General features: G+C 61.8%; 18 protein-coding genes. 7 read left to right on the top strand and 11 right to left on the bottom strand.

Annotated elements, in window-relative coordinates; translation table 11 throughout:
- Nucleotides 1–95: 95 nt before the first annotated feature.
- Nucleotides 96–1331: a M20/M25/M40 family metallo-hydrolase gene (locus tag H4V96_RS03460; protein ID WP_070345750.1), complete on the bottom strand. Its 1236-nt coding sequence runs from the start codon at nt 1329–1331 to the stop codon at nt 96–98.
- Nucleotides 1328–2560 carry a urate hydroxylase PuuD gene (locus tag H4V96_RS03455; protein ID WP_196856690.1) on the bottom strand — a complete coding sequence of 411 codons (1233 nt, stop codon included), beginning with the start codon at nt 2558–2560 and terminating at the stop codon, nt 1328–1330. The genes H4V96_RS03460 and H4V96_RS03455 overlap by 4 nt, the downstream gene beginning before the upstream one ends.
- A 131-nt stretch (nt 2561–2691) precedes the next feature.
- Between H4V96_RS03455 and H4V96_RS03450 the strand changes: the two genes are divergently transcribed.
- Both H4V96_RS03450 and H4V96_RS03445 read left to right on the top strand, forming a co-directional pair.
- Entirely contained in the window at nt 2692–3630 is a 939-nt protein-coding gene (locus H4V96_RS03450; RefSeq protein WP_010395109.1) for a LysR family transcriptional regulator, read from the top strand.
- A 73-nt stretch (nt 3631–3703) separates the two neighbouring features.
- Complete coding sequence (locus H4V96_RS03445; protein ID WP_280720691.1) at nt 3704–5464, top strand: allantoate amidohydrolase; 1761 nt, start codon at nt 3704–3706, stop codon at nt 5462–5464.
- Here H4V96_RS03445 and H4V96_RS03440 read toward each other — a convergent pair.
- From H4V96_RS03440 to H4V96_RS03405, 8 genes are all read right to left on the bottom strand, one after another.
- Nucleotides 5461–6867 (bottom strand): tetratricopeptide repeat protein, encoded by a 1407-nt coding sequence (locus H4V96_RS03440; protein ID WP_280720690.1) that lies wholly within the window; start codon nt 6865–6867, stop codon nt 5461–5463. The genes H4V96_RS03445 and H4V96_RS03440 overlap by 4 nt on opposite strands.
- Nucleotides 6868–6923: 56 nt before the next feature.
- Nucleotides 6924–8171, bottom strand: coding sequence for a Zn-dependent hydrolase (locus H4V96_RS03435; protein WP_196856693.1), 1248 nt, complete (start codon nt 8169–8171; stop codon nt 6924–6926).
- A gap of 15 nt (nt 8172–8186) precedes the next feature.
- Nucleotides 8187–9578 carry a dihydropyrimidinase gene (hydA, locus tag H4V96_RS03430; protein ID WP_196856694.1) on the bottom strand — a complete coding sequence of 464 codons (1392 nt, stop codon included), beginning with the start codon at nt 9576–9578 and terminating at the stop codon, nt 8187–8189.
- 21 nt (nt 9579–9599) lie between these two features.
- Nucleotides 9600–11084 carry an NCS1 family nucleobase:cation symporter-1 gene (locus H4V96_RS03425; RefSeq protein WP_010395100.1) on the bottom strand — a complete coding sequence of 495 codons (1485 nt, stop codon included), beginning with the start codon at nt 11082–11084 and terminating at the stop codon, nt 9600–9602.
- A 111-nt stretch (nt 11085–11195) separates the two neighbouring features.
- Nucleotides 11196–12476, bottom strand: coding sequence for an NAD-dependent dihydropyrimidine dehydrogenase subunit PreA (preA, locus tag H4V96_RS03420; protein WP_196856695.1), 1281 nt, complete (start codon nt 12474–12476; stop codon nt 11196–11198).
- Nucleotides 12476–13843 (bottom strand): NAD(P)-dependent oxidoreductase, encoded by a 1368-nt coding sequence (locus H4V96_RS03415; protein WP_196856696.1) that lies wholly within the window; start codon nt 13841–13843, stop codon nt 12476–12478. The genes preA and H4V96_RS03415 overlap by 1 nt, the downstream gene beginning before the upstream one ends.
- A gap of 47 nt (nt 13844–13890) precedes the next feature.
- Nucleotides 13891–15393 (bottom strand): CoA-acylating methylmalonate-semialdehyde dehydrogenase, encoded by a 1503-nt coding sequence (locus H4V96_RS03410; protein WP_196856697.1) that lies wholly within the window; start codon nt 15391–15393, stop codon nt 13891–13893.
- Nucleotides 15394–15401: 8 nt separating this feature from the next.
- Nucleotides 15402–16718: an aspartate aminotransferase family protein gene (locus tag H4V96_RS03405; RefSeq protein ID WP_196856698.1), complete on the bottom strand. Its 1317-nt coding sequence runs from the start codon at nt 16716–16718 to the stop codon at nt 15402–15404.
- A 200-nt stretch (nt 16719–16918) separates the two neighbouring features.
- Here H4V96_RS03405 and H4V96_RS03400 point away from each other — a divergent pair, with 200 nt between their 5' ends.
- From H4V96_RS03400 to H4V96_RS03380, 5 genes are all read left to right on the top strand, one after another.
- On the top strand, nt 16919–18388 hold the full coding sequence (locus H4V96_RS03400; RefSeq protein ID WP_280720689.1) for a PLP-dependent aminotransferase family protein: 1470 nt from the start codon (nt 16919–16921) through the stop codon (nt 18386–18388).
- 10 nt (nt 18389–18398) lie between these two features.
- The gene (locus tag H4V96_RS03395; RefSeq protein ID WP_010395086.1) at nt 18399–19076 is read left to right on the top strand and encodes a TetR/AcrR family transcriptional regulator; all 678 of its coding nucleotides are present in this window, start codon (nt 18399–18401) and stop codon (nt 19074–19076) included.
- A 91-nt stretch (nt 19077–19167) separates the two neighbouring features.
- The gene (locus H4V96_RS03390) at nt 19168–19683 is read left to right on the top strand and encodes a hypothetical protein (protein WP_070345755.1); all 516 of its coding nucleotides are present in this window, start codon (nt 19168–19170) and stop codon (nt 19681–19683) included.
- A 137-nt stretch (nt 19684–19820) separates the two neighbouring features.
- Nucleotides 19821–20075 carry a hypothetical protein gene (locus H4V96_RS03385; protein WP_196856700.1) on the top strand — a complete coding sequence of 85 codons (255 nt, stop codon included), beginning with the start codon at nt 19821–19823 and terminating at the stop codon, nt 20073–20075.
- Between the two features lie 175 nt (nt 20076–20250).
- Nucleotides 20251–20673, top strand: a complete 423-nt coding sequence (locus tag H4V96_RS03380) for a VOC family protein (protein WP_070345756.1) — start codon at nt 20251–20253, stop codon at nt 20671–20673.
- Nucleotides 20674–20961: 288 nt separating this feature from the next.
- Here the strand turns inward: H4V96_RS03380 and H4V96_RS03375 are convergent, their stop codons facing one another.
- Entirely contained in the window at nt 20962–22218 is a 1257-nt protein-coding gene (locus H4V96_RS03375; protein ID WP_280720688.1) for an IS4 family transposase, read from the bottom strand.
- Nucleotides 22219–22395 lie beyond the last annotated feature (177 nt).

Genomic DNA, 22395 nt, shown 5'->3' with positions numbered 1-22395 from the left:
CGCCCATCATGACAGAGTTGGCATTTTCCTGCACTGCAGCACTATTCTTTTTCACTCTCCCGCAGCAGCGCCGGCACGGCGCGGCCGATGACGGCCTATTTTTCTCCCAGGAAGTCGAGCAGTGTCAGGGCGACGATCTTGCTAGCCTTGCGCAAATCGTCGAGCGCCAGGCGTTCATCGGCCTTCTTCGCGTTCGATTCGGGTACCGTGCGCGGTCCGGCGCCATACAGCACGGCAGGAATGCCGCGTTCGCCATACAGGCGCGCATCCGCGTACAAGGGCGTGCCGACGGCGGCAATGGTTACGCCCAGAATCGCCTGCGCGTTCTTTTGCAGGCTGCCGACCAGTTGCTCGGAGCCTGGCAAGGGGCGCAGCGCGTGCGACAGCAGCAGGCGACGGATCTCGATGCGGATGCCCGGCTCGCCGCACACGGCATCTTCGATCAGCGCGCGCACCTGCGCTTCCACCGCCACCGGATCTTCTTCCGGAATCATGCGGCGGTCCATCTTCATGACCACCTTGCCCGGCACCACATTGGTATTCGTGCCACCGTCGATACGCCCCACCAGCATGGTCGGGGAATCGATGCCCGCCACCTTGGACTTGATCTTTTTCAGCTCCGGCAGCTGGCCATAGATGGCATTGAGGATCTTGTTCGCTGCCTGCAGCGCATCATGCCCCGTTTCGGGCATGGCGCCATGCCCCGACTTGCCGTGTACGGTAATTTCAAGCTGCAAGCAGGCGTTGTGGGCGGTGACGATCGCGTAGCTGAAACCGGCGGCGATAACGAAGTCGGGTTTCGTCAGCTGCTGTTCCAGCAGCCAGCCCGGCCCCAGCAAGCCGCCGAATTCCTCGTCATATGTAAAGTGCAGTTCCAGCTGGCCTTGCAAGGGAACGCCCAGCGCTTCGAGCGCGCGCGCGGCAAACACATAGGTAGCGAAATCACTTTTTGACACGGCCGTCGCGCGGCCATACATAAAGCCACCCTCGATCTGGCCGCCATACGGCGGATACGTCCAGTTGTCACCAGGCGGCACCACGTCGCCATGCGCATTGAGCGCCACCGTCGGCCCGCCCGCAGCATACGGCCGGCGCACGATCAGGTTAGTGATGCTCTGCATGCCGTACGCCGCTACCTGCTCGGCTGGCACCGCGTGCTTTTCCACCTGCCAGCCATAGGCTTGCAGCAGTTGCGCCACCAACTGCGCATGCGGTGCGTTATTGCCCGGCGGCGTATCCGTCGGCTGCTGCACTACCTGCTGTAAAAATGCGACTTCCTCGTCGAAGTGATCGTCGATCCAGGCGGTGATCCGTTCTGCGTGCGTTGTCATTTTGCTCCTTGCATGGTCTGTTGTAGCCAGGCGCCCAGTTCATTGCGCTCGGCGTCGGTGATGTTGGTCAGGTTCCCGATCGGCATGGCTTTGAGCTCGATGGCCTGCTGGTAGATTTGCGCTGCGTGCTGGCGAATCTGCGCTTCATTATCGAGCATCATGCCCGCTGGCGCGGTGGCAAAACCGGGCTGCGTGGGCCGCGCCGAGTGGCAGGTGGCGCAGCGCTGGGCAATGATGGCATGCACGCTCTTGAACTGCGCTGCCGGGTCCAGCGCAGGCGCCCCCGCCACAGCCACGGGCGCTTTCGGCGCGATGGCCACGGCCACGCCCAACAACAGTGCCACGCCGATGGCCGGATAGCGCCACTCAACCCGGCCCTTGTGGCGCAGATTGAAGAAATGGCGTATGAAGACACCGGCCGCCATGATCAGCGCCAGCACCAGCCAGGCGTGATCGTTCCGGTAGGTCATCGCGTAGTGGTTGCTGATCATGATGAACAGCACCGGCAAGGTAAAGTAATTATTATGCACGCTGCGCTGCTTGGCTTTCAGGCCGTGCTTGGGATCGGGCAGCTTGCCGGCAGCCATGGCTTCGACCATCTTGCGCTGACCGGGAATGATCAGCATGAGCACATTGGCCACCATGATGCTGCCAATCATGGCACCCACGTGGATGTAGGCGGCGCGCCCGCTCAACAAGTGCGTCAGCACATACGCAGCGCCGACGATCAGCGCAAACACCGTCACGCCGAACCACAGTTCATGCTTGGCAAGCGGGGAACGGCATAGCAGGTCGTACACAATCCAGCCTATGACCAGGGTGGCGATGCCGATACCAACGGCTTGCGCGCTGCTGATGTCGGCCACGGATTTGTCGATCATCATGGCCTGGGCATTGAAGTAATAGGCAATCGTCAGCAGCGCAAAGCCGGACAACCAGGTCGAATACGCTTCCCACTTGAACCAGTGCAGTTCCTTCGGCAGTTCGGCCGGCGCCAGCAGATATTTTTGCGGGTTGTAGAAGCCGCCGCCGTGCACGGCCCATAATTCTCCGGAGACGCCCTTCTTCGCCAGCTCGGAACCGGGTGTCGGCGGGCGGATCGAGTTGTCGAGCCAGACGAAATAGAAGGACGCACCGATCCAGGCGATGCCCGTGATGACGTGCAACCAGCGAACGATCAGGTTCAGCCACTCAAGGCCGTACGGAATCAGGTAGGCAAATACTTCCATAAATTTCCTCAAGTCAGACCGAAGCCATATTCGTGCCAATCTACACAAGATAAACGGATTTACCGCCCTTCACATGAAAAATATCGTATATTCGACATATTCAAATCGATATACAACGAAGCCGCCACCCCATGTCCAGCTTGCCACAACACCTCGACCTGCACTTGATCCGCATCCTTTACCTGCTGCTGGTGGAAAAGAATGTCTCGCGCGTGGCGCTCAAACTCAATCAGCCGCAGCCGTCGATTTCCGCCTCCTTGCGCAAGCTGCGCGAATTAACGGGCGACCCGCTGCTGGTACGCGGCGCGCGCGGCATGGTCCCCACACAGCATGGTGAAAGCCTGCTCAATCCGGCCAAGCGCATCCTCGACCAGACCGAGAGCCTGTTCATCAAGAAGACGCCGTTCGTGGCCCAGGAAGAGGCGCGCACCTTCCATATCGCTGCGCCCGACTACCTGGACAGCCAGTTCCTGCCCAATGTGGTGGCCATGCTGCGTCGCGGTTCGCCGAAAAGCCGCGTGGTGCTGCACAGCCTGGGGCCGGGCATCGACCATATTCGCCAACTGTCCGACGGCGGGCTGGACCTGGTCATCGCCAACTGGGACGAGCCGCCCGCTCATCTGCACATCTCGAAGCTGTTCGAAGATCCCATCATCTGCGCCATGCATGCGGAAAACGCCTATGCGCGCCGCACGGCAAGCGACGCCATGACGCTCGACGATTATCTGAGCCTGCCCCACGTGGCGCCGTCGCAGATGATGCCGGGCTACCATGGCGTCATTGATGCCTTTCTGGAGCGTCAGAACCTGCAGCGCAACGTGGTGGTGGAGTCGGCATATTTCGGCCTGATTCCCTATATGCTGACGCAGACCGACCTGGTGCTCACCACGGGCCGGCAATTCATGCGCTTCTATGAGAAAACCCTGCCGCTGAAGACGTATACGGTGCCATTGAAATTCCCGCCCATGCGCTTTTACCAGCTGTGGCACCAGCGCGTGCACCAGGCCCCAGAACACAAATGGCTGCGCGACCTGGTCAGCGCTGCCGCCAAGGCGCTGGTACAACGATAGCCGCTATCAACGCGCGCATATAATGGACGCAGGAACGGGGCGCTATCATCACCGCTTGCATGATCGGAAAACCATGACCACCCTTTCAGACCTGAACACCGGCAGCCAGGCCGATTTTATCGCGCAGCTACATGGCATCTATGAACATTCGCCCTGGATCGCCCAGCGCGCGGCCGCAGCCCGGCCGTTTGCCAGCCTGACGGCACTGAAGACGGAACTCCAGCGCGTACTCGCGCTGGCCTCCCCCGAAGAGCAGCTGGGGCTGATACGCGCCCATCCCGAACTGGCCGGCAAAGCCGCCATCGCGGGACAATTGACGGCGGAATCGGCGCGCGAGCAGGCCAAGTCCGGCTTGCATCTATGCAGCACCGAGGAATTCGCCACGCTGCAGCATCTCAACGGCGAGTACAACGCCAAGTTCGGTTTTCCCTTCATCCTCGCCGTCAAGGGCCCGACGGGGGAAGGCTTGACACGCCAAGACATCATCGCCACGTTTGCACGACGCCTGAAAAACCGTCACGCCGACGAACTGGCCGAATCGCTGCGCCAGATCAAGCGCATCGCCGAACTGCGCCTCAATGACTTGTTCGACGTGCGCCTGGACTTCGGCCCGGCCATCATGCAGCATGCGGAAACGCTGGCCGCCTGGAGCGACAGCGATGACAACCTGACCTGCGCCTACCTGACGCCGGCCCACCAGAAGACGGCCGCGCAACTGGCCGACTGGATGCGCGACGCGGGCATGCAGGTGCAAATCGACGCCGTCGGCAATGTCGTCGGACGCTACCTGTCCGACGTGCCGGGCGCAAAGACACTGATGACCGGATCGCATTACGACACGGTGCGCAACGGCGGCAAGTACGACGGCCGGCTAGGTATCGTGCTGCCGATCGCCGTCGTGCGCCACCTGCATGCGCGGGGTGAAAAACTGCCGTTTCATGTCGAGATCGTCGGCTTCGCCGAAGAGGAAGGCGTGCGCTTCAAGAGCACCTTCCTGGGCAGCACGGCTGTCACCGGCAAGTTCGACTTGTCGCTGCTGGAACAGTGCGACACGAATGGCGTGAGCATGCGCGAGGCGCTGGCTGGCGCCGGCCACGAGGCCAGCGCCATCGGCGCCATCGCGCGTGTTCCGTCCGACTTGCTCGGCTATGTGGAAGTGCATATCGAGCAAGGGCCCGTACTGCTGGAGCGCGATTTGCCGCTGGGCGTGGTGACGGCGATTGCCGGCAGCTCGCGCTACCTGGTCAATCTTGGCGGCGTGGCCAGCCACGCGGGCACCACGCCCATGACCATGCGCAAGGATGCCGCCAGCGCGGCCGCCGAAATCATCTTGCTGGTGGAACAGCGCTGCAAGCAGGGCGAGGCGCTGGTCGGCACAGTAGGCCAGTTGCAGGTGCCCAACGGTTCCGTCAATGTGATCGCCGGCGCCTGCACCCTGTCGCTCGATATCCGCGCCGCCAGCGACGCGGTACGCCAGGCGGCCGTCGACGACATCCTCGATGGCATCGCCGCCATCTGCGCGCGGCGCCAGATCGACTGCCAGCTGGAACTGCTGCTGTCGGCGCGTGCCGCGCCATGCGCGCCATGGCTGATGGCGCAGCTGGCGCGGGCCGTGGAATCGGTCGGCATCGAACCATATGCGCTGCTGTCGGGCGCCGGCCACGACGCCATGGCCATGGCCGCCATCACCGACGTCGCCATGCTGTTTACGCGCTGCGGCAATGGCGGCATCAGCCACAATCCGCTGGAAACCATGACGGCGGACGACGCCGACATGGCAGCGCGCGCACTGCTGGCGTTTTTGCGCCAGTTCCAGCCCAAGCCCCACGACTAAGAGTCACTCCCGGCGCGGAGCGTCTTCTGTCGCCAGCGCGTCAGCTGCTCGGCCACCTGCGCGATCAATGGTGCCCAGCCGCCTGGCGCAGGCTGGTGGAAAAGGCGCATCGCGCAATACCAGGGACTATCGCTGCGCCCCGCCAGCCAGCGCCAGTCGGGCCGGTAGTGCGGCAACAGCAGCCAGCACGGCGTACCCAATGCGCCCGCCAAGTGCGCCACGGCCGTATCGACGCTGATCACCAGGTCCAGGTTGGCGATCAGCGCCGCCGTATCGGCCATGTCGCCCAGCGCTGCGCCACCGCCGACCAGGGCCAGTGACGCCGAAGTGTCATCCTCGCCGGCACCCTTCTGCAAGCTGACAAACTGCACGCCGGCCACCGCTCCCAGCGGCGCCAGAGCGTCGAGCGCCGCCAGCGAACGCTCGCCATCGTTTTCAAATGCGCGATTGCCTCGCCAGGCCAGGCCCACGCGCAGCGGCGCGGGTGGCAAGCGCGCGGCCCAGGCGGCCACGGCGCACGCATCCGCGTGCACATACGGCACGTTCGACGGTATCGTTTCCAGGACCGTACCGCACAGGCCGGGAATGCTCAGCAGGGCGACCCAATAATCGCGTCCGCCCTGCGCGACCGCCTCGCCGATGGCCAGCACCTCGTCGATGCCAGGCACGGTCTGCAGCAGCGCCTTGAGCGGCGCATGGCACAGTAGCGACACGCTGGCCGCGCCCATATCGCGCAGCAAGGGCACGTAGCGGCACAGCAGCAGCATATCGCCCATGCCCGCTTCGGGGCAGATCAGCAGCGACTTGCCGGCCAGCGACTCCCCCTGCCAGCGCGGGAAGTCAAAGTAGTCGCCAAACGCGGACGGTTGCGGCCGCGCTTCGAGCATTTGCCAGCCTTCCGCCAGGCGTCCCTGGCGCAGCAGCAGGTAGGCGAGGTTGTAGCGCGCGTTCGCGTAGGCCGGATCGAGTTCCATGGCATGGCGGTAGCAACGCTCTGCCTGTGTTTCGCGCTGCAGGCTGGCCTGCAGCACGCCCAGGTTGGACCAAGCGGAAGAGCGTTCGGGCTCCAGCGCCAGCACGCGGCGCAAGATTTGCTCGGCTTCCTCCATGCGACGCATGCGCAGCAGCAGCGCGCCCAGGTTTTGCAGCAGATGCGTATCGTCCGGCATGTGCGCCAGCGCACGCAGGTACAAGGCCACGGCGTATTCGAGTGCGCCCTCCTGTTCCCCCATCCAGGCCAGGTTGGCCAGGGCAAACACGTTGTCGGGGTCAAGTGCCAGCGCCTGCTGGAAACACGCCTGCGCGCCCGCCGCGTCGCCCATCGACAGCAGTTCGCCGCCACGCGCAGCGTGCTGCGCGGCCGGACGCTGCCGGGTATCGGTATCGGTATCGGAAATGCTCATCGCTGGGCCGCCTGCTGTCGCAAGACGCCCAGCATAGCATCGCCGCGCAGCGACAGCTACACGGCCACGGCCCGCTCCAGCATCGCGTGCAGCAACACATTGCAGCCAGCTTCCAGGTGTTCGGGCTTGGCGTCTTCGATTTCATTGTGGCTGATGCCATCCTTGCAGGGCACGAAGATCATGCCGGCCGGCGCCAGCCGGGCCGCGTAGATGGCGTCGTGACCAGCGCCGGAAACCACGTCCATCACCGAGTAGCCCAGCTTTGCCGTGGCATTGCGCACGGCGTCCACGCAGTCGGTGTGGAACGGGCATGGCGGGTAATAGGAAACCCGCTCAAGAGAGATATCGAGTCCCGTAGCGGTGCGCGTGGCGTCGATGAAGGCCGTGATTTCGCCGTGCATGGCGTTGAGCAGATCATCGTTCACATTGCGCAGGTCGATGCTGAACGTCACTTCGCCGGGGATCACGTTGCGGCTGTTCGGGAACACCTGCACCATGCCCACCGTGCCGCGTCCGTATGGCGGATAGCGATTGGCGATGGCGACGACTTCCTGCATGATGCCAGTGGCCACCTGCAACGCATCCTTGCGCAGCCCCATGGGAGTCGGTCCCGCGTGCGCTTCCATGCCCATCACGACGCAGTCATACCAGGACAGTCCCATCACGGCGGGCACCACGCCGATGACCTTGTCGGCGTCTTCCAGCACGGGGCCCTGCTCGATATGCGTTTCAAAATAGGCGCCAATGGGATGCTCGCCCGGTACCTGGTCTCCACGATAGCCGATGCGCGCCAGCTCCTCGCCCACCGTTTTCCCTTCCGTGTCTTTCGCCGCATATGCGGTTTCGAGCGAGAAGGCGCCGCAAAACACGCCGGAACCCATCATCACGGGCACGAAGCGCGAGCCTTCCTCGTTGGTCCAGAAGGCCACCTCGATCGGCGCTTGCGTCTTGATTTTCAGATCGTTCAGGGTGCGCACCACTTCCAGGCCCGCCAGCACGCCGTAATTGCCATCGAACTTGCCGCCCGTGGGTTGCGTGTCGATATGGCTGCCCGTCATCACGGGCGGCAAGCTATTGTCCGTGCCGTCGCGGCGCATGAAGACATTGCCGATCTGGTCGATGGTGATGCTCATGCCCGCTGCGCGGCCCCAGCCCACCACCAGGTCGCGCCCCTGTTTGTCCAGGTCCGTCAGGGCCAGGCGCTTCACGCCGCCCTTCGGCGTCGCGCCGATCTGCGCCAGTTGCATCAGCGCTGCCCACAATCGTTCACCATTAATGCGTAGATCATCGCGTAGATCAGCCATTTTTACCTCCTGAATTCATGCGGTGGTGGTGGAAAACGCAGGGCGCTCAATATAGCGCCCTGCGCCCTCGATGGCCGTCAGCTGGCCCTGATGGAACACCACCTTGCCGGCGGCAATCGTGGTGCGCGGGATGCCGCGCACGGTGCGTCCTTCAAAGACGTTGAAGCCGCCCTTGGCGAACTGCGTGGCGGCGGAAATGGTACGCGTGCCTTGCGGATCCCACAGCACGATGTCGGCATCGCTACCCGCAGCGATAAGACCCTTGCGCGGATACATATTGAAGATTTGCGCCGCATTGGTCGACGATACCTTGACGAACTCCGAGGGCGTCAGCATGCCGGAATTGACACCCGCGTCCCACACCACGGCCATGCGCTCTTCCACGCCGCCGCAGCCATTCGGAATACGCGTGAAATCGTGCTTGCCGGCCGCCTTCTGTTCGGCGCAAAAAGTACAATGGTCGGTGGCCGTCGTGTGCAGGTTGCCGCTTTGCAGGCCGTGCCACAGCGCCGCTTGATGATGCTTGCCGCGGAACGGCGGGCTCATGACGTGGCCCGCCACAAAGTCGAAATCATCGCTCTGGTAGACGCTGTCATCGATCACCAAATGGCCTGCCAGCGCTTCGCCATACACACGCTGGCCATTCGCGCGTGCGCGCGTGATCGCGTCGAGCGACTCCGCGCACGAGACGTGCACGATGTAGACGGGCGTATTGAGGACATTGGCGATGGCAATAGCGCGGTTGGCCGCCTCGGCCTCCACGGCGGGAGGGCGCGACAAGGGATGCGCCTGCGGCCCGGTAATGCCTTTTTTCAGCAAGGCTTGCTGCAATTGAAAAACCAGCTCGCCGTTTTCCGCATGCACGGTAGGCAGCGCCCCAAGTTCCAGCGAACGGCTGAAGCTTTTCACCAGCGTTTCATCGTCAGCCATGATGGCGTTCTTGTACGCCATGAAGTGCTTGAAGCTGTTCACCCCATGCTCGCGCACCAGCGTGCCCATCTCTGCATGTACCTGCTCGCTCCACCAGGTGATCGCCACGTGGAAGGTATAGTCGCCGGCGGCCTTGGCCGACCACGCGCGCCATTGGTGATATGCCTCGATCAAGGACTGCTTCGGCGCGGGAATGACGAAGTCCATGATGGTGGTGGTGCCGCCCGCCAGGCCAGCCGCAGTGCCGGTGAAAAAATCGTCGGATGTCACGGTGCCCATGAAGGGCAAGTTCATGTGCGTGTGGGTGTCTATCCCGCCCGGCATCACATACAGGCCGCCCGCGTCGAGCACAGTGGCGCCCACCGGCAGCGCCAAATTCTCGCCGACGGCGGCAATCGTGTCGCCCTCGATGAGTACATCGGCGCGGAAGGCACGGTCAGCATTGACAACAGTACCGCCACGTATCAGTGTAGTCATCTTGTCTCCTTATCGAAACGATCAGGACTGCGGCACCTGCTGTACGCGCGCCGCCGTCTTGCCCTTCATCATGACGCCGTAGACGGCTGCGGCGATGGCCACGCCCACGAACCAGGCATAGGTGTAAATCGTTTTAAAGCCTTCAGCCACGTCGGGAAACGCCGTGGGAAAGGCCGCATTCAGGAAACCCGGGATATTGGGCAGCACGGCGACGACAAAGGCGATCAGCGCCGCCATGTTCCAGCCATTGCCATATGAATAGATGCCGTCATCGCGGTACAGTTGCTTGACATCGAGCTGCGTCTTGCGCACAAAGTAGTAATCGACGATGAGGATGCCGGCGATGGGACCGAGCAGGGCAGAGTAGCCGATCAGCCACGTAAAGATATAGCCCTGCGTCGACTCGAGCACCTTCCACGGCATCATGACAATGGCGATGAAGGCAGTGATGTAGCCGCCCATCTTGTACGAAATCTGCTTGGGTGCCAGCGAAGAAAAATCATAGGCCGGTCCCACCAGGTTGGCCGCCAGGTTGACGCTAACAGTGTCGATCAACAGGATGATCAGGGCGATCAGCACGGCCGCGCCCGTCATGCGGCTGGCCAGATCGACGGGGTCCCAGATGGCCTTGCCATACATGACCACGGAGCCTGCCGTGACGATCACGGCCAGCATGGCCAGCAATCCCATAGGCACGGGCAAGCCGACCGATTGACCCACGATCTGGTCGTGCTGCGTTTTGGCGAAGCGCGTAAAGTCGGGAATATTCAGTGCCAGAGTAGCCCAAAAACCCACCATGGCCGTCAACGATGGCCAGAAAACACTCCAGAACTGGCCCGCTTTTTTACCACCGGGGATGAATTGCGATGGCTGGTCCAGCAGCGCGCCCACGCCACCAGCCTTGCTATGCACCCAGTACAGCAGCACGAAGCAGATGAGGATTTTCAGCGGCGCCGTGTACGTTTCGAGCTTGCGGATCGATTCCATGCCATGCAGGATGAAATAGAACTGGATGGCCCAGAAAGCCAGGAAGCACAGCAACTGGCTGCCGTTGATGCCCAGGCCTGCGATCTTCTCGCCGCCCAGTTCATGCCCTATCAGCACGCCCATCAGGGTATAGATCATCTGCCCGCCGAACCAGGTCTGGATGCCATACCAGCCGCAGGCGACGATGGCGCGCATCAGCGCCGGCAAGCGCGCACCCATGGTGCCGAACGAAGCGCGCGCCAGCACGGCATACGGGATGCCGTACTTGGTGCCCGCATGGCCGATCAGCAGCATGGGCAGAAGCACGATGGCGTTGGCGAGAAAGACCGTCAGCACGGCCTGATAACCGGACATGCCGCTGTCGATCAGGCTGGCCGACAGGGTGTAGGCGGGAATACACATCACCATGCCCACCCACAGCGCGGCGAAATGGTACCAGCGCCAGGTGCGCTGCGCCGCCGTGGTGGGTGCGAGGTCTTCATTCCAGAGTTGGGTGTTGCCTGAATAGTCTTGGTTCACAGCTATGCTCCATCGGTTGGGAGGGGATCGGTATTATAGAAACGGCTGCAGTTTAGCTTACCGCAAAGACCCGCCGCCGTTTATCTAATAAATACACGCAAAAAGCGTGCCCTATGCCGTCTCCACCAACGCATGCGGGTTGCGTGGGTCCTGTGTCCAGTTCATATAAGGCTTGCCCGTGGCCTGCGGCAGCATCGTAATGCAGCCCTGCACCGGACAAGTGATTTCGCACAGGTTGCAGCCCACGCAGTGCTCCTTGATCACTTCATACGTGCGCGTGCCGGCAGCGTCGATCAGTTGCGCGATCGACTGGTGCGAGGTATCTTCGCAGGCCACATAACACTTGCCGCACTTGATGCAGTCATCCTGCTTGATATGCGCGATGACCTGGTAATTCATGTCCAGGTATTTCCAGTCCGTTGTGTTGGCCACAGCCTTGCCGGAAAAATCGCTGATGCGTTCATAGCCCTTTTCATCCATCCAGCGCGACAGGCCATCCTTCATCTCTTCGACGATGCGAAAACCATGCAGCATGGCCGCCGTGCACACCTGCACGCAGCCGGCGCCCAGGGCAATGAATTCGGCCGCGTCACGCCAGTTACCGATGCCGCCAATGCCGGAAATGGGCAAGCCGCGCGTCTGTGGATCGCGGGCGATTTCCGCCACCATGTTCAGCGCGATCGGTTTCACGGCGGAGCCGCAATAGCCGCCGTGCGTGCTGGCGCCGCCCACGATGGGCAGCGCCACCATGCGGTCCAGGTCCAGCGAGGTGATCGAGTTGATGGTGTTGATCAGCGAGACGGCGTCCGCGCCACCGGCCTTGGCCGCGCGCGCCGGCATGCGCACGTCCGTGATGTTCGGTGTCAGCTTGACGATAACGGGAAGACGGCTGTACTTCTTGCACCAGGCAGTCACCATCTGCACATACTCGGGCACCTGGCCTACGGCGGCGCCCATGCCCCGCTCCGGCATGCCGTGCGGGCAGCCGAAATTGAGCTCGATGCCGTCCGCCCCCGTCGCCTCTACCTTGGGCAGGATGTCGGCCCAATAGTGCTCTTCGCAGGGCAGCATCAGGGAGACAATCATGGCGCGGTCGGGCCAGTCCTTTTTCACCTGCGTAATTTCGCGCAGATTGATTTCCAGAGAACGGTCGGTAATGAGTTCGATATTGTTGAAGCCCACGACTTCGCGGTTCTTGCCATACAAGGCCGAGTAGCGCGACGAGACGTTGACGGCGGCCGGGTCTTCGCCTAGCGTTTTCCACACCACGCCGCCCCACCCCGCCTCGAACGCGCGTACCACGTTATACGCCTTGTCGGTCGGCGGCGCGGATGCCAGCCAGAAAGGATTCGGCGCCTTGATGCCGCAAAAATCGATGCTGAGATCAGCCATTATGCAGCCTCCAATTTACTCATTAAATCGGCATGAATGGTGAGTGCGGCCAGCTTGCCATGCTGGACCGCTTGCACCGTCAAGTCCTGTCCCGGCGCCACGCAGTCGCCGCCCGCGTAAATGCCCGGAAGTACCGTGCGAAAGCGCGCGTCGACGGCAATCTTGTCGCCCTCGCGTTTCAGCAGCGAGGCCATCGGGTCATGCAGCACCTGCGCATCGAGGCTTTGGCCGATGGCCTTGAAGATGGCGTCGGCCGCCACGTCGAACGTCTCGCCGGTACCTGTCAAACGCGTGCCCTGCATGCGCGTCTTCTCGAAACGCATGCCGGCAACCTTGCCACCAGCGTCGAGCAAGACCTGCTGCGGCTGGGCCCACGTCAGCATGCGCACCTGGTTCGCCTTGGCGATGTCCTGCTCATGCTCAGTGGCCGTCATGGCGTCGAAACCGCGCCGGTACACCAAGGTGACTTCCTCGGCGCCCAGGCGCTGTATCTGCACCGCCATATCGATGGCCGTATTGCCGGCCCCGATAACGATGGCGCGCCGGGGAACGGGCAGCGCGGCCAAGTCGTCCGCCTGGCGCAGCGCGCTGATGTAGTCGACGGCGGCCAGCAAGCCCGGTGCATCCTCGCCCGTCAGGCCGAGTGCGCGGCTGGCACCCAGGCCCAGGCCCAGAAAGACGGCGTCATACTGCGCGTGCAACTCGCGCAGCTGCAGGTTCTCGCCCAAGGCCTGGCGACATCGGATGACGATGCCGCCTATCTGCAACAGGAAGTCGATTTCCTTCTGCGCAAAATCGTCCGTCAGCTTGTATTTGGCGATGCCGTATTCATTCAGGCCGCCAGCCTTGCCTGCCTTTTCAAAGATCACCACCGCGTGCCCCAGCATGGCCAGGCGGTGCGCGCAGGACAGGCCAGCCGGGCCCGCGCCGACGATGGCAATCGTCTTGCCGGTGGCGGCGGCGCGCTGGAACGGATGTCTGGCGAAATGCATATGATCGACGGCGTAGCGCTGCAGCAGCCCTATCTTGACGGGCTGGGCTTCCGCATCGTGGTTGCGCACGCAAACATCCTCGCACAGGATTTCCGTGGGACAGACGCGAGCGCAGCTGCCACCGAGGATGTTCTGTTTCAGGATGCCGGCTGCGGCGCCGTTAATGTTCTTCTCGTGGATATTGCGAATGAAGCTCGCCACGTCGATTTCTGACGGACAGATGCGGCTGCACGGTGCGTCGTAGCAGTACAGGCAGCGGGCGCTTTCGATGGCCGCCTGACGCGCCGTCAGGGGCGGCGCCAAGTCCGTGAAATGGCCCGCCAATGCCTCGTTAGGCAGGGCGGGATGCGGCAAATAGTTCAAGGACTCGATCATCGCGTTTTCCTTATCTTATCCGGCAGTGGTTTTTTGGTTTGCAAGCGTCACTTCATCTGGGGAAAAGCAAATTCCACGCCAGCGCTTGCCGTGTTCGGCCAGCGCTGCATCACGGCTTTGTGGCGCGTGTAGAAACGCACGCCTTCGGGACCATAGGCGTGGTGGTCGCCGAACATGCTGCGCTTCCAGCCGCCAAAACTATTGAAGGCCATCGGCACGGGCAAGGGAATGTTGACGCCCACCATGCCGACCTGGATCTGGCGCACGAATTCGCGCGCCACACCGCCATCGCGCGTATAGATAGCCACGCCATTGCCGTATTCGTTGGCATTGATCAGTTGCACCGCATGCACCACGTCAGGACAGCGCAGCACGCACAGCACGGGACCGAAAATCTCCTCCTTGTAGATATTCATGTCGCGCGTGACGTGGTCGAACAAGGTACCGCCGACGAAGAAGCCATTTTCACGTCCAGGCACCACATGGTTGCGGCCATCGACAAGCAGGGTCGCGCCCTGTTCCACGCCTGATGCGATCAGGTTTTCAATGCGCTGCTTGGCGGCCAGCGACACGACCGGACCCATTTCCGCACCATCATCCATACCGTCGCGCACTTTCAGTGCAGCCGTGCGCGTTGCCAGTGCGTCGATCAATTTGTCGCCCGCATCGCCCACGGCCACCACCACCGAAATGGCCATGCAGCGTTCGCCCGCCGAACCGTAGGCGGCGCCGATCAGCGCATCGACCGTCATGTCCATGTCCGCGTCGGGCATCACCACCATATGATTCTTCGCGCCACCCAGCGCTTGCACGCGCTTGCCGCTGGCGCTGCCGCGCGCATAAATATATTCGGCAATCGGCGTCGAGCCGACAAAGCTGATCGCCTGCACCACGGGGTGATCGAGCAAGGCATCGACCGTCACTTTATCGCCCTGCACCACGTTGAAGACGCCATCGGGTAAACCGGCTTCTTTCAGCAACCTTGCATGCAGCAAGGAAGCAGAGGGATCGCGCTCGGATGGTTTCAAGACGAAGGTATTGCCGCAGGCGATGGCGACGGGGAACATCCACATCGGCACCATCACGGGGAAGTTGAATGGCGTGATGCCGGCCACCACGCCGAGTGCCTGGCGCATGGACCAGGCATCGATGCCGCGCGAAATCTGGTCCGTGAATTCACCCTTTAACAGTTGCGGGATACCGACGGCAAATTCCACCATCTCGATGCCGCGCGCCACTTCCCCCTGCGCATCGGCAAAGGTCTTGCCATGCTCGCGCGTGAGCATGGCGGCAAATTCATCGGTGTGTTGCTGGCACAGCTGCAGGTAGCGAAACAGGACACGCGCACGCGTCAACGGCGGCGTGGCCGACCACGAGGGAAAGGCGGCGGCCGCCGCCTGCACGGCTGCGTCCACGTCTTCCACGGGACCGAGCGCCACGCGGGCCACGGGTACGCCAAGGGCCGGGTTGTAGACGTCGCCGTAGCGGCCACTTTGCGTGTCGACGTTGGCGCCGTTGATGTAATGGGTGATGATGTCGAGTTCGTTCATGTGCTTCCTTAATCGAGATTTTTTAATACCTTGGCCAGCTTGCCGAACAGCTCGTCAATATGCTGTTTCTTCAGCACCAGCGGTGGTGACAGGGCGATGATGTCGCCCGTTGTGCGTATCAGCAGGCCATCAGCGAATGCCTGCTTGAAGGCGCTGAAAGCGCGCGCGCCGGGCTTGCCGGCGATGGGCTCAAGTTCGATGCCGGCGATGAGGCCTATGCTGCGCAAGTCGATCACATGCGGCATTCCCTTGAGCGAATGCACGCCATCTTGCCAATACGCCTGCATGTTTTTAGCCTGGCCGAGGATGTCCTGTTCCTCGAACACTTGCAGGGTCGCCAGGGCAGCGGCGCACGCCAGCGGGTGGCCGGAATAGGTGTAGCCGTGGAAAAGTTCGATGCCCGGTGGCGCATCCATGAAGGCATCGTGGATATACTGTTTGCTGAACACGGCACCCATGGGCACCATACCGTTGGTCAAGCCTTTGGCGGTCGTCATCAGGTCCGGCTCGACATCGAAATAGTCGGCCGCAAACGGCGTCGTCATGCGACCGAAACCCGTGATCACTTCATCGAAGATGAGCAGGATGCCGTGCTTGGTACACAGCTCGCGCAGGCGTTTCAGGTAGCCTTTCGGCGGGATCAATACACCAGTGGAACCGGCCACAGGTTCGACGATGACGGCGGCAATCGTCGAGGCATCGTGCAGGGCGACGATGCGTTCAAGTTCGTCGGCCAGGTGCGTGCCGTATTCTGGTTCGCCCACCGTATAGGCATTCTTTTCCAGGTTGTGCGTGTGCGGCAGGTGGTCCACGCCCGGCAGCAGGGGTCCGAAGTTCTTGCGGTTGCCGCCGATGCCGCCCACGGAAATGCCGCCGAAGCCGACGCCGTGATAACCGCGCTCGCGGCCGATCAAGCGCGTGCGTGCGCCCTGTCCACGTGCCCGGTGGTAGGCCAGCGCTATCTTGAGGGCCGTATCGACAGCCTCGGAACCGGAGTTGGTATAAAACACGTGGCCGAACTTGTGGCCCGTGTACTGCATTAGCTTTTCCGCCAGCTCGAAGGCGGACGGATGCCCCATCTGAAAAGTAGGCGCGAAGTCGAGCTGGCCCACCATCTCGCGGATGGCGCCGACGATTTTTGGCTGCGCATGGCCGCATGGCACGCACCACAATCCGGCCGTGCCATCGAGGATGGCGTTGCCATCGACGTCCTTGTAGTACATGCCTTCGGCCGAAACCAACAGGCGCGGATTAGCCTTGAAATCGCGGTTGTTAGTAAAAGGCATCCAGAATGCCGACATCGATTCTGGCCTTGTTTCGTTCATGACATTCTCCTTTGGATCGGCTGCTGCAACGCCCAGATGGTTTTTGACGCGGCATAAAATAATTTACCAGTTGGCAAAAATCTGATGTAATAATAGACAGGCCATCCCCAATGGCACAGGTACACAAACGGCAAAGTATTCCAACCGTACAGGTCGAAAAAAACACTACAGTTTTGTGCAAGGCAGCATAAGGAGTCGCATTGAAGCCCAGCGAGAGCACAGACGATGCCCCCGAGCAAGCCAGCGGCTGGCCCGTGCTGGAAATCGAACGCCAGAAAAAAGGCGGACTGGTAGAACAGATCGTCAGCGCCATCAGCGTCATGGTGGGCAGCCGCGCCCTGCGCATCGGCACGCGCATGCCGTCCGTGCGCCAGTTCGCCAAGTGCAATGGCGTGTCGACCTTTACCGTCGTCGAATCGTATGACCGCCTGGTCAACCTGGGCCTGTTGTCGTCGCGGCGCGGCTCCGGCTACTTCGTTGCGCGCCACGATATCGCCGCCTCGCCGCATACGGCCCTCAGTGCCAACACCATTGCCAGCCCCACCGCCATCGACGCCCTCACGCCTGACCTGTATTCGGGCGTATCGGATGCCCTGCCTGTGGGCGCGGGCTGGCTGCCACCCCAGATGTACGGCGAAGCGACCGTGCTCGATGCCGTGCGCCAGGCCATGCGCGTTCCCGCCAGCCGGCTGCGCGGCTACGGTCACCCGCTGGGCTTTCCCTCGCTGCGCCAGCACCTGGCGACGACCTTGTCCGCAGACCTGTTCCAGGTAGAGCAGGAGCAGGTCCTGCTGACACATGGCGCCACGCATGCCTTCGATTTGATACTGCGCAGCCTGACCAAGCCCGGTGACACGGTGCTGGTGGAAGAACCCGGCTATAGCAATCTGCATTCGCTGATCCGCCACCATGGCTGCATCCCCGTCGGCGTCAACCGTGGCGAAGCGGGCCTCGATCTCGATACGCTGGCCAGCGAGGCCGCGCGTACCCAGCCCAAGCTGATGTTCGTCAACACGGTGCTGCAAAATCCGCTGGGCACCTCGCTCAGCCAGGCGCAGGCGCACCGCTTGCTGGCGCTGGCCGAGCAGTTCGATTTCTGGCTGGTGGAAGACGATATCTACCGTGAACTGGCGGCGCGCGGCGAAGCATCGCTGGCGGCCATGGACGGCTTGCGCCGCGTGATCCGCGTGGGCAGTTTTTCCAAGACCCTGTCGCCCGTACTGCGTGTCGGTTCCATCTGCGCCTCGCCATCGCTGGTGGCCGAACTGGTACGCGTGAAAATGCTGGCGGGGTTGACGACGTCGGAAATCAACGAGCGCGCCGTCTACCACGCCATCTCCGCGCGCCCCTACAAGCGCATGGTCGAGCGCCTGGTGGCGCAGCTCGATGCGGCCCGCGAGCGCAGCATCGATTGCCTGGCGCAGACGGGCATGGCGCCCGTGGCGCGGCCCCGCGGCGGCATGTTCGTCAGCGCCGGCTGGCCCGAGCTGCAGACGCCGGAATGGAATGGCAAGATCATCGCCGACATGGCCTTGAAGGCAGGCATCCTGCTGTCGCCAAACGAATTTTTCATGCTGCGCGCGCCCGAGACAGTGTGGTTCCGCTTCAACGTGGCCTACACTGACACCCCCGTGCTGCAAGCGTTCCTGCAATCGATACGTCCACGCTAAAGAATCAGCCATGGCCAGCGAAAACTCCCCTGCCGTTTGCGTAAAAAATGCCGCTGGCCGGCGTCTGCAAAACCGCGACCGCCTGGAAGCGGACATCCTGCAGCATGCGGTGCGCGCATTTGCAGAAAGCGGCTATGAGGGCGCCTCGATCGCCAGCATCGCCAAGCGGGCCGGCTTGTCGAAGCAAAACCTGCTGTATTACTTTCCCTCCAAGCAGTTGCTCTACCAGCGCGTGCTCGACGATGTGCTCGACGACTGGCTGGCGCGCATGGCGTCGCTGGCCAATGAACACAACGAACCGCATGACGTGCTGCGCGCGTATATCGGCGCCAAGCTGCGTTTCTCGCGCGAACAGCCGTGGGCCTCGCGCGTGTATGCGCTGGAGGTAATCAATGGCGCTCCGCTGTACGGCACGCAGATACGCGACAGGGTCGTGCCGCTGCTGCGCAAGGATATCGCCGTCTTCGAGGCCTGGATCGCCGCCGGCAGGATCGCGCCTGTCAACGCCACGCACCTGATGTTTGCCATCTGGGCGATGACGCAATCATATGCGGATTTTTCAGCGCAGATGGCCCTGGTGCTGGAACGCAAGCAGCTCACGCGCAAGGATTACGAGGACGCCGAAATGCTGATCACGCGCATGGTACAGACGGCCATTGCTCTGCCTGCGGCAGCGCCGGGCGCGTGAGGAAATTTCCAATGAATAAACTGGCAGTGATAGCATGACGCGCTAGAGCGTTTGCAATCGCGGCGCCAGAGCGACAGGATAAGGAGCAGGCATGAAACAATGGTCATCGGCGCGCACGGCGTCATTGCTGGGCAAGGCTGCCGGCACGCTGTTGCTGGCAGTAGCATCGACAGCACAGGCGCAGACAGTGGGCATGATAGAGAACGCGCCGCTCAGCGAAACCTGGCTCAATGCGGGCTTTTATTCGCATCACTTTCAACGCGACAAGAATTTGAATGATAGCAATCCGGGTCTGGGCGCCGAATACCGATTTTCCACGGTCGCATCGGCCACGGCCGGGCGCTTCTATAATAGCGACCGCGCCTACTCGAACTATCTGGGCGTGTATTATCAGCCCATCAAGGTGGGCCCGCTGCGCGTGGGCGCCGTCGTTGGCGGTTTTAGCGGCTATCCGAAAATGCGCGACGGCGGCTGGTTCCCGGCCCTGGTCCCCACCATCAGCTATGAATACCAGCGCGTGGGTGTGAATATCGCCATCGTGCCTTCCTACAAGGACCGCTTGTATGGCGCCCTCAGTTTCCAGCTGAAACTCAAGGTATTTGAATAGCCGTTCGTCCCCGTCTTTCACCGTTCGCTCCGCCATTCCTGCCACTCGTCGCATACGCGATGTCCGACAACAAGGTTTTGTCTACAGTGGCTTCATCGCCAGCCTGCATACGGCAGCGGCAACCACTGGAGAACGGCATGAAAGACATCAATTGGGCACCGGGCAACACTTCCTTCCGCTCTTTCTGGAGCGAACTTTGTACCTATGCGCGCGAGGGCTTGGCCGCCCTGCGCATCATGTCCTGGCCCATGTTGCTGGGGTGCTGCCTGGGACTGGCGTTCCTGATCACCATCTTGCCACTGGCCATCATGCTGTTTGCCCTCGTCATGCTGTTGCGATGGGTAAGCAGCAGCGACGACACGCACGCGGGCACGCAGGCGGAAAATCGTTGACAGTCAGCGCAATAAAAATTGTCGTCGTGGCAGGAGTGCCAAGATTATTTTATGGCACTATGTCTGGGTGCGGCACTGACGGACATCAAGGCCATCCTGATGGATGGCCTCGATACGGAACGCTGCGCCCGATGAATGATCGAAGCTACTCCCCATCTGCCATAGGAGTTTTCTGATGACTACGACAGCAAAAGCGACTGCAGCTACGACCATTCCCTGCCTGCGCTACCGCGATGCTCCCGCCGCCATCGAATGGCTGTGCAGCGCACTCGGTTTTGAAAAACAATTGATCGTGCCTGACGGTAACGGTGGCGTCGCCCACGCACAACTGAGCTTTGGTAACGGCATGGTCATGGTGGCACCGGCGCTCGACAGCGACTATGGCCGCCTGATGAGACTGCCTGGCGACATCGGTGGCGCCAACACGCAAAACTGCTACCTGGTCGTCAGCGATGCCGATGCCGTCTACCGCAGCGCACGCGAGGCCGGTGCCGAGATCGTGCTCGACATCAAGGATGAAGACTACGGCGGACGGGGCTTTACCTGCCGCGACCCGGAAGGCCATATCTGGAGCCTGGGCACCTACGATCCATGGTAAGACGCAGAACGATGATGAGCAGCAGCCTCGCCGCCAGCCTTGCCCTGCCCGACAACGCGAGCTGAACCGCGACAGCCAGCGTGGACATGTCGACTTTCCTCGCTTGCAACGGGCTAACGAGGCGCTGCTCGATGCGGGCTTATCAAAGGCGAAAATCGGCCGCATAGCGGTAATGCCGTTCAGTTAAGGATTTTGGCGTGATTTATGAGCGCCAGTAAATTCACTAACCCCAGAGGCAAAGAGCTGGGGTCGGACCCCAATCCACCCAAGTTAAGCAACAGGCTGCCATCAAGCAGCCTTGTAGGCCATGTATTTATGGGGCTTGTAGGCGTTGGTTTGCCGTGACCTTGATTGTCCTGGGCGATGTTGAAACGTTCGCTTGGCGATCAGAGCCAGCGCGTCGGCAAGCAAGTGGGCTGCCGCCAGCCCAAGCAGCAACGATGGCAAGAGCGGCTTGAGTACCGAATGGACATAGGCGCGGTTGATGCGTCTGTCCGTCGGCAATGCATCTTGCTGGCCGGCGGCACAGCTCGCCAACGCCTGCAGGTTATCGCATAGTACCTTGGCAGCCAGATCCTGCATCAGGGCCTGCTGTGACAGTCCCGTCACGTGCTCCAGATGGAGGCGGTGTTTGATGCGCTTGAAGGCTTCCTCAATGCGCCAGCGTTGGTGGTAGAGGTCTCCGAACAATGCGGCAGGGAATTGTTCAACGTCCAGTAAATTGGTCATCAGAACACGCACCTTGCCGGTCGAGGCAACGTGGCGTATCAGGCGCACGGTCTGCGGTTCAGCGGGACATTCATAGTCAAGCGCATCGCGCCGATCCGGCGCCCGCAGCGTGACGATCTGCTCCCGCAGCCCCGACTTCAGAAACTGATTGACGCAGGGAAAGCCTCCGCCGCGGGCCTGCTCGACACGCATGCAGAAGGCAATGCGGCGCTGGTTCAACACGGCGGGCATCCAGTAACATGGATAGCCTCGGTCCAGCAACAGCAGATCTTCCTTGCCAAGCTGGTCGAGCTGTTCGAACAGCATCTGGCGTTCGCCGACGTCGGTACTGTATAGCGAGGCCGAGAGCATCAATTCGGCACCGGGCAGAAACAAGCCAAACACCAGTTGATCGGCCACGGCGGCGCGTTTGACATGGCTGGCGCGCAAGCCAAAGCGAACGGTCGAGGCGTCAGCGGCGACCAGCCTGAAACCGTGCCAGCGCGGCAGGTAGCCATGCTGCTGTGCTTGTGCAATGAGCCAGTCGTTAAGCTCTGGGATGGCCGTGGTAGCAAGTTTTGAGCGTGCCTGAGCGAAAGCCTGGGCGCTCACCTGGTGCGTCAGTTGCGCCTGCTGTTGCAGATGGCCAAAGAATTCATCAAGTTCGGTTTGCACGCTCTTGCGCATGCCGGTGAGCATGAGCGCCACCAAGGATGGCAGCGGCAGTTTGCGGCGACGTTGAAACGCCATCGGATGATCAGGATGGCGGGCGCTAAGCCGAAACTGGTCGGATTGAAGATGGTCGGAGAAATCGGACAGCAAGGAAGCGAGCGACATGAAGGGCCAATGAAGATCAAAAGACCTTCATTGGCCGCCGCCTTGCCGCTGTCGAAAAAAGAGAGGTCAGCAAGGCGGCGGCCGCGCAAAGCCAGTGCCACGTCAAGCACTATTTCATTGAATTGCCAGCAATTGCGCGGGCTTGCTCCTTAACTTGGGTGGATTGGGTCGGACCCT

It is taken from the genome of Janthinobacterium sp. CG_23.4 (assembly GCF_029892305.1).
GTDB classification, from domain to species: Bacteria; Pseudomonadota; Gammaproteobacteria; order Burkholderiales; family Burkholderiaceae_D; genus Janthinobacterium; species Janthinobacterium lividum_D.
The sequence above is the reverse complement of the archived record's forward strand: the minus strand, read 5'-3'. Positions and strand labels throughout refer to the sequence as shown.

Coding starts and splice junctions, on each gene's coding strand:
- H4V96_RS03385 (WP_196856700.1), top strand. CDS start 19,821: ATGAAAGACATCAATTGGGCACCGGGCAACACTTCCTTCCGCTCTTTC.
- H4V96_RS03460 (WP_070345750.1), bottom strand. CDS start 1,331: ATGACAACGCACGCAGAACGGATCACCGCCTGGATCGACGATCACTTC.
- H4V96_RS03395 (WP_010395086.1), top strand. CDS start 18,399: ATGGCCAGCGAAAACTCCCCTGCCGTTTGCGTAAAAAATGCCGCTGGC.
- H4V96_RS03390 (WP_070345755.1), top strand. CDS start 19,168: ATGAAACAATGGTCATCGGCGCGCACGGCGTCATTGCTGGGCAAGGCT.
- preA (WP_196856695.1), bottom strand. CDS start 12,476: ATGGCTGATCTCAGCATCGATTTTTGCGGCATCAAGGCGCCGAATCCT.
- H4V96_RS03380 (WP_070345756.1), top strand. CDS start 20,251: ATGACTACGACAGCAAAAGCGACTGCAGCTACGACCATTCCCTGCCTG.
- hydA (WP_196856694.1), bottom strand. CDS start 9,578: ATGACTACACTGATACGTGGCGGTACTGTTGTCAATGCTGACCGTGCC.
- H4V96_RS03445 (WP_280720691.1), top strand. CDS start 3,704: ATGACCACCCTTTCAGACCTGAACACCGGCAGCCAGGCCGATTTTATC.
- H4V96_RS03410 (WP_196856697.1), bottom strand. CDS start 15,393: ATGAACGAACTCGACATCATCACCCATTACATCAACGGCGCCAACGTC.
- H4V96_RS03440 (WP_280720690.1), bottom strand. CDS start 6,867: ATGAGCATTTCCGATACCGATACCGATACCCGGCAGCGTCCGGCCGCG.
- H4V96_RS03455 (WP_196856690.1), bottom strand. CDS start 2,560: ATGGAAGTATTTGCCTACCTGATTCCGTACGGCCTTGAGTGGCTGAAC.
- H4V96_RS03450 (WP_010395109.1), top strand. CDS start 2,692: ATGTCCAGCTTGCCACAACACCTCGACCTGCACTTGATCCGCATCCTT.
- H4V96_RS03405 (WP_196856698.1), bottom strand. CDS start 16,718: ATGAACGAAACAAGGCCAGAATCGATGTCGGCATTCTGGATGCCTTTT.
- H4V96_RS03375 (WP_280720688.1), bottom strand. CDS start 22,218: ATGTCGCTCGCTTCCTTGCTGTCCGATTTCTCCGACCATCTTCAATCC.
- H4V96_RS03415 (WP_196856696.1), bottom strand. CDS start 13,843: ATGATCGAGTCCTTGAACTATTTGCCGCATCCCGCCCTGCCTAACGAG.
- H4V96_RS03435 (WP_196856693.1), bottom strand. CDS start 8,171: ATGGCTGATCTACGCGATGATCTACGCATTAATGGTGAACGATTGTGG.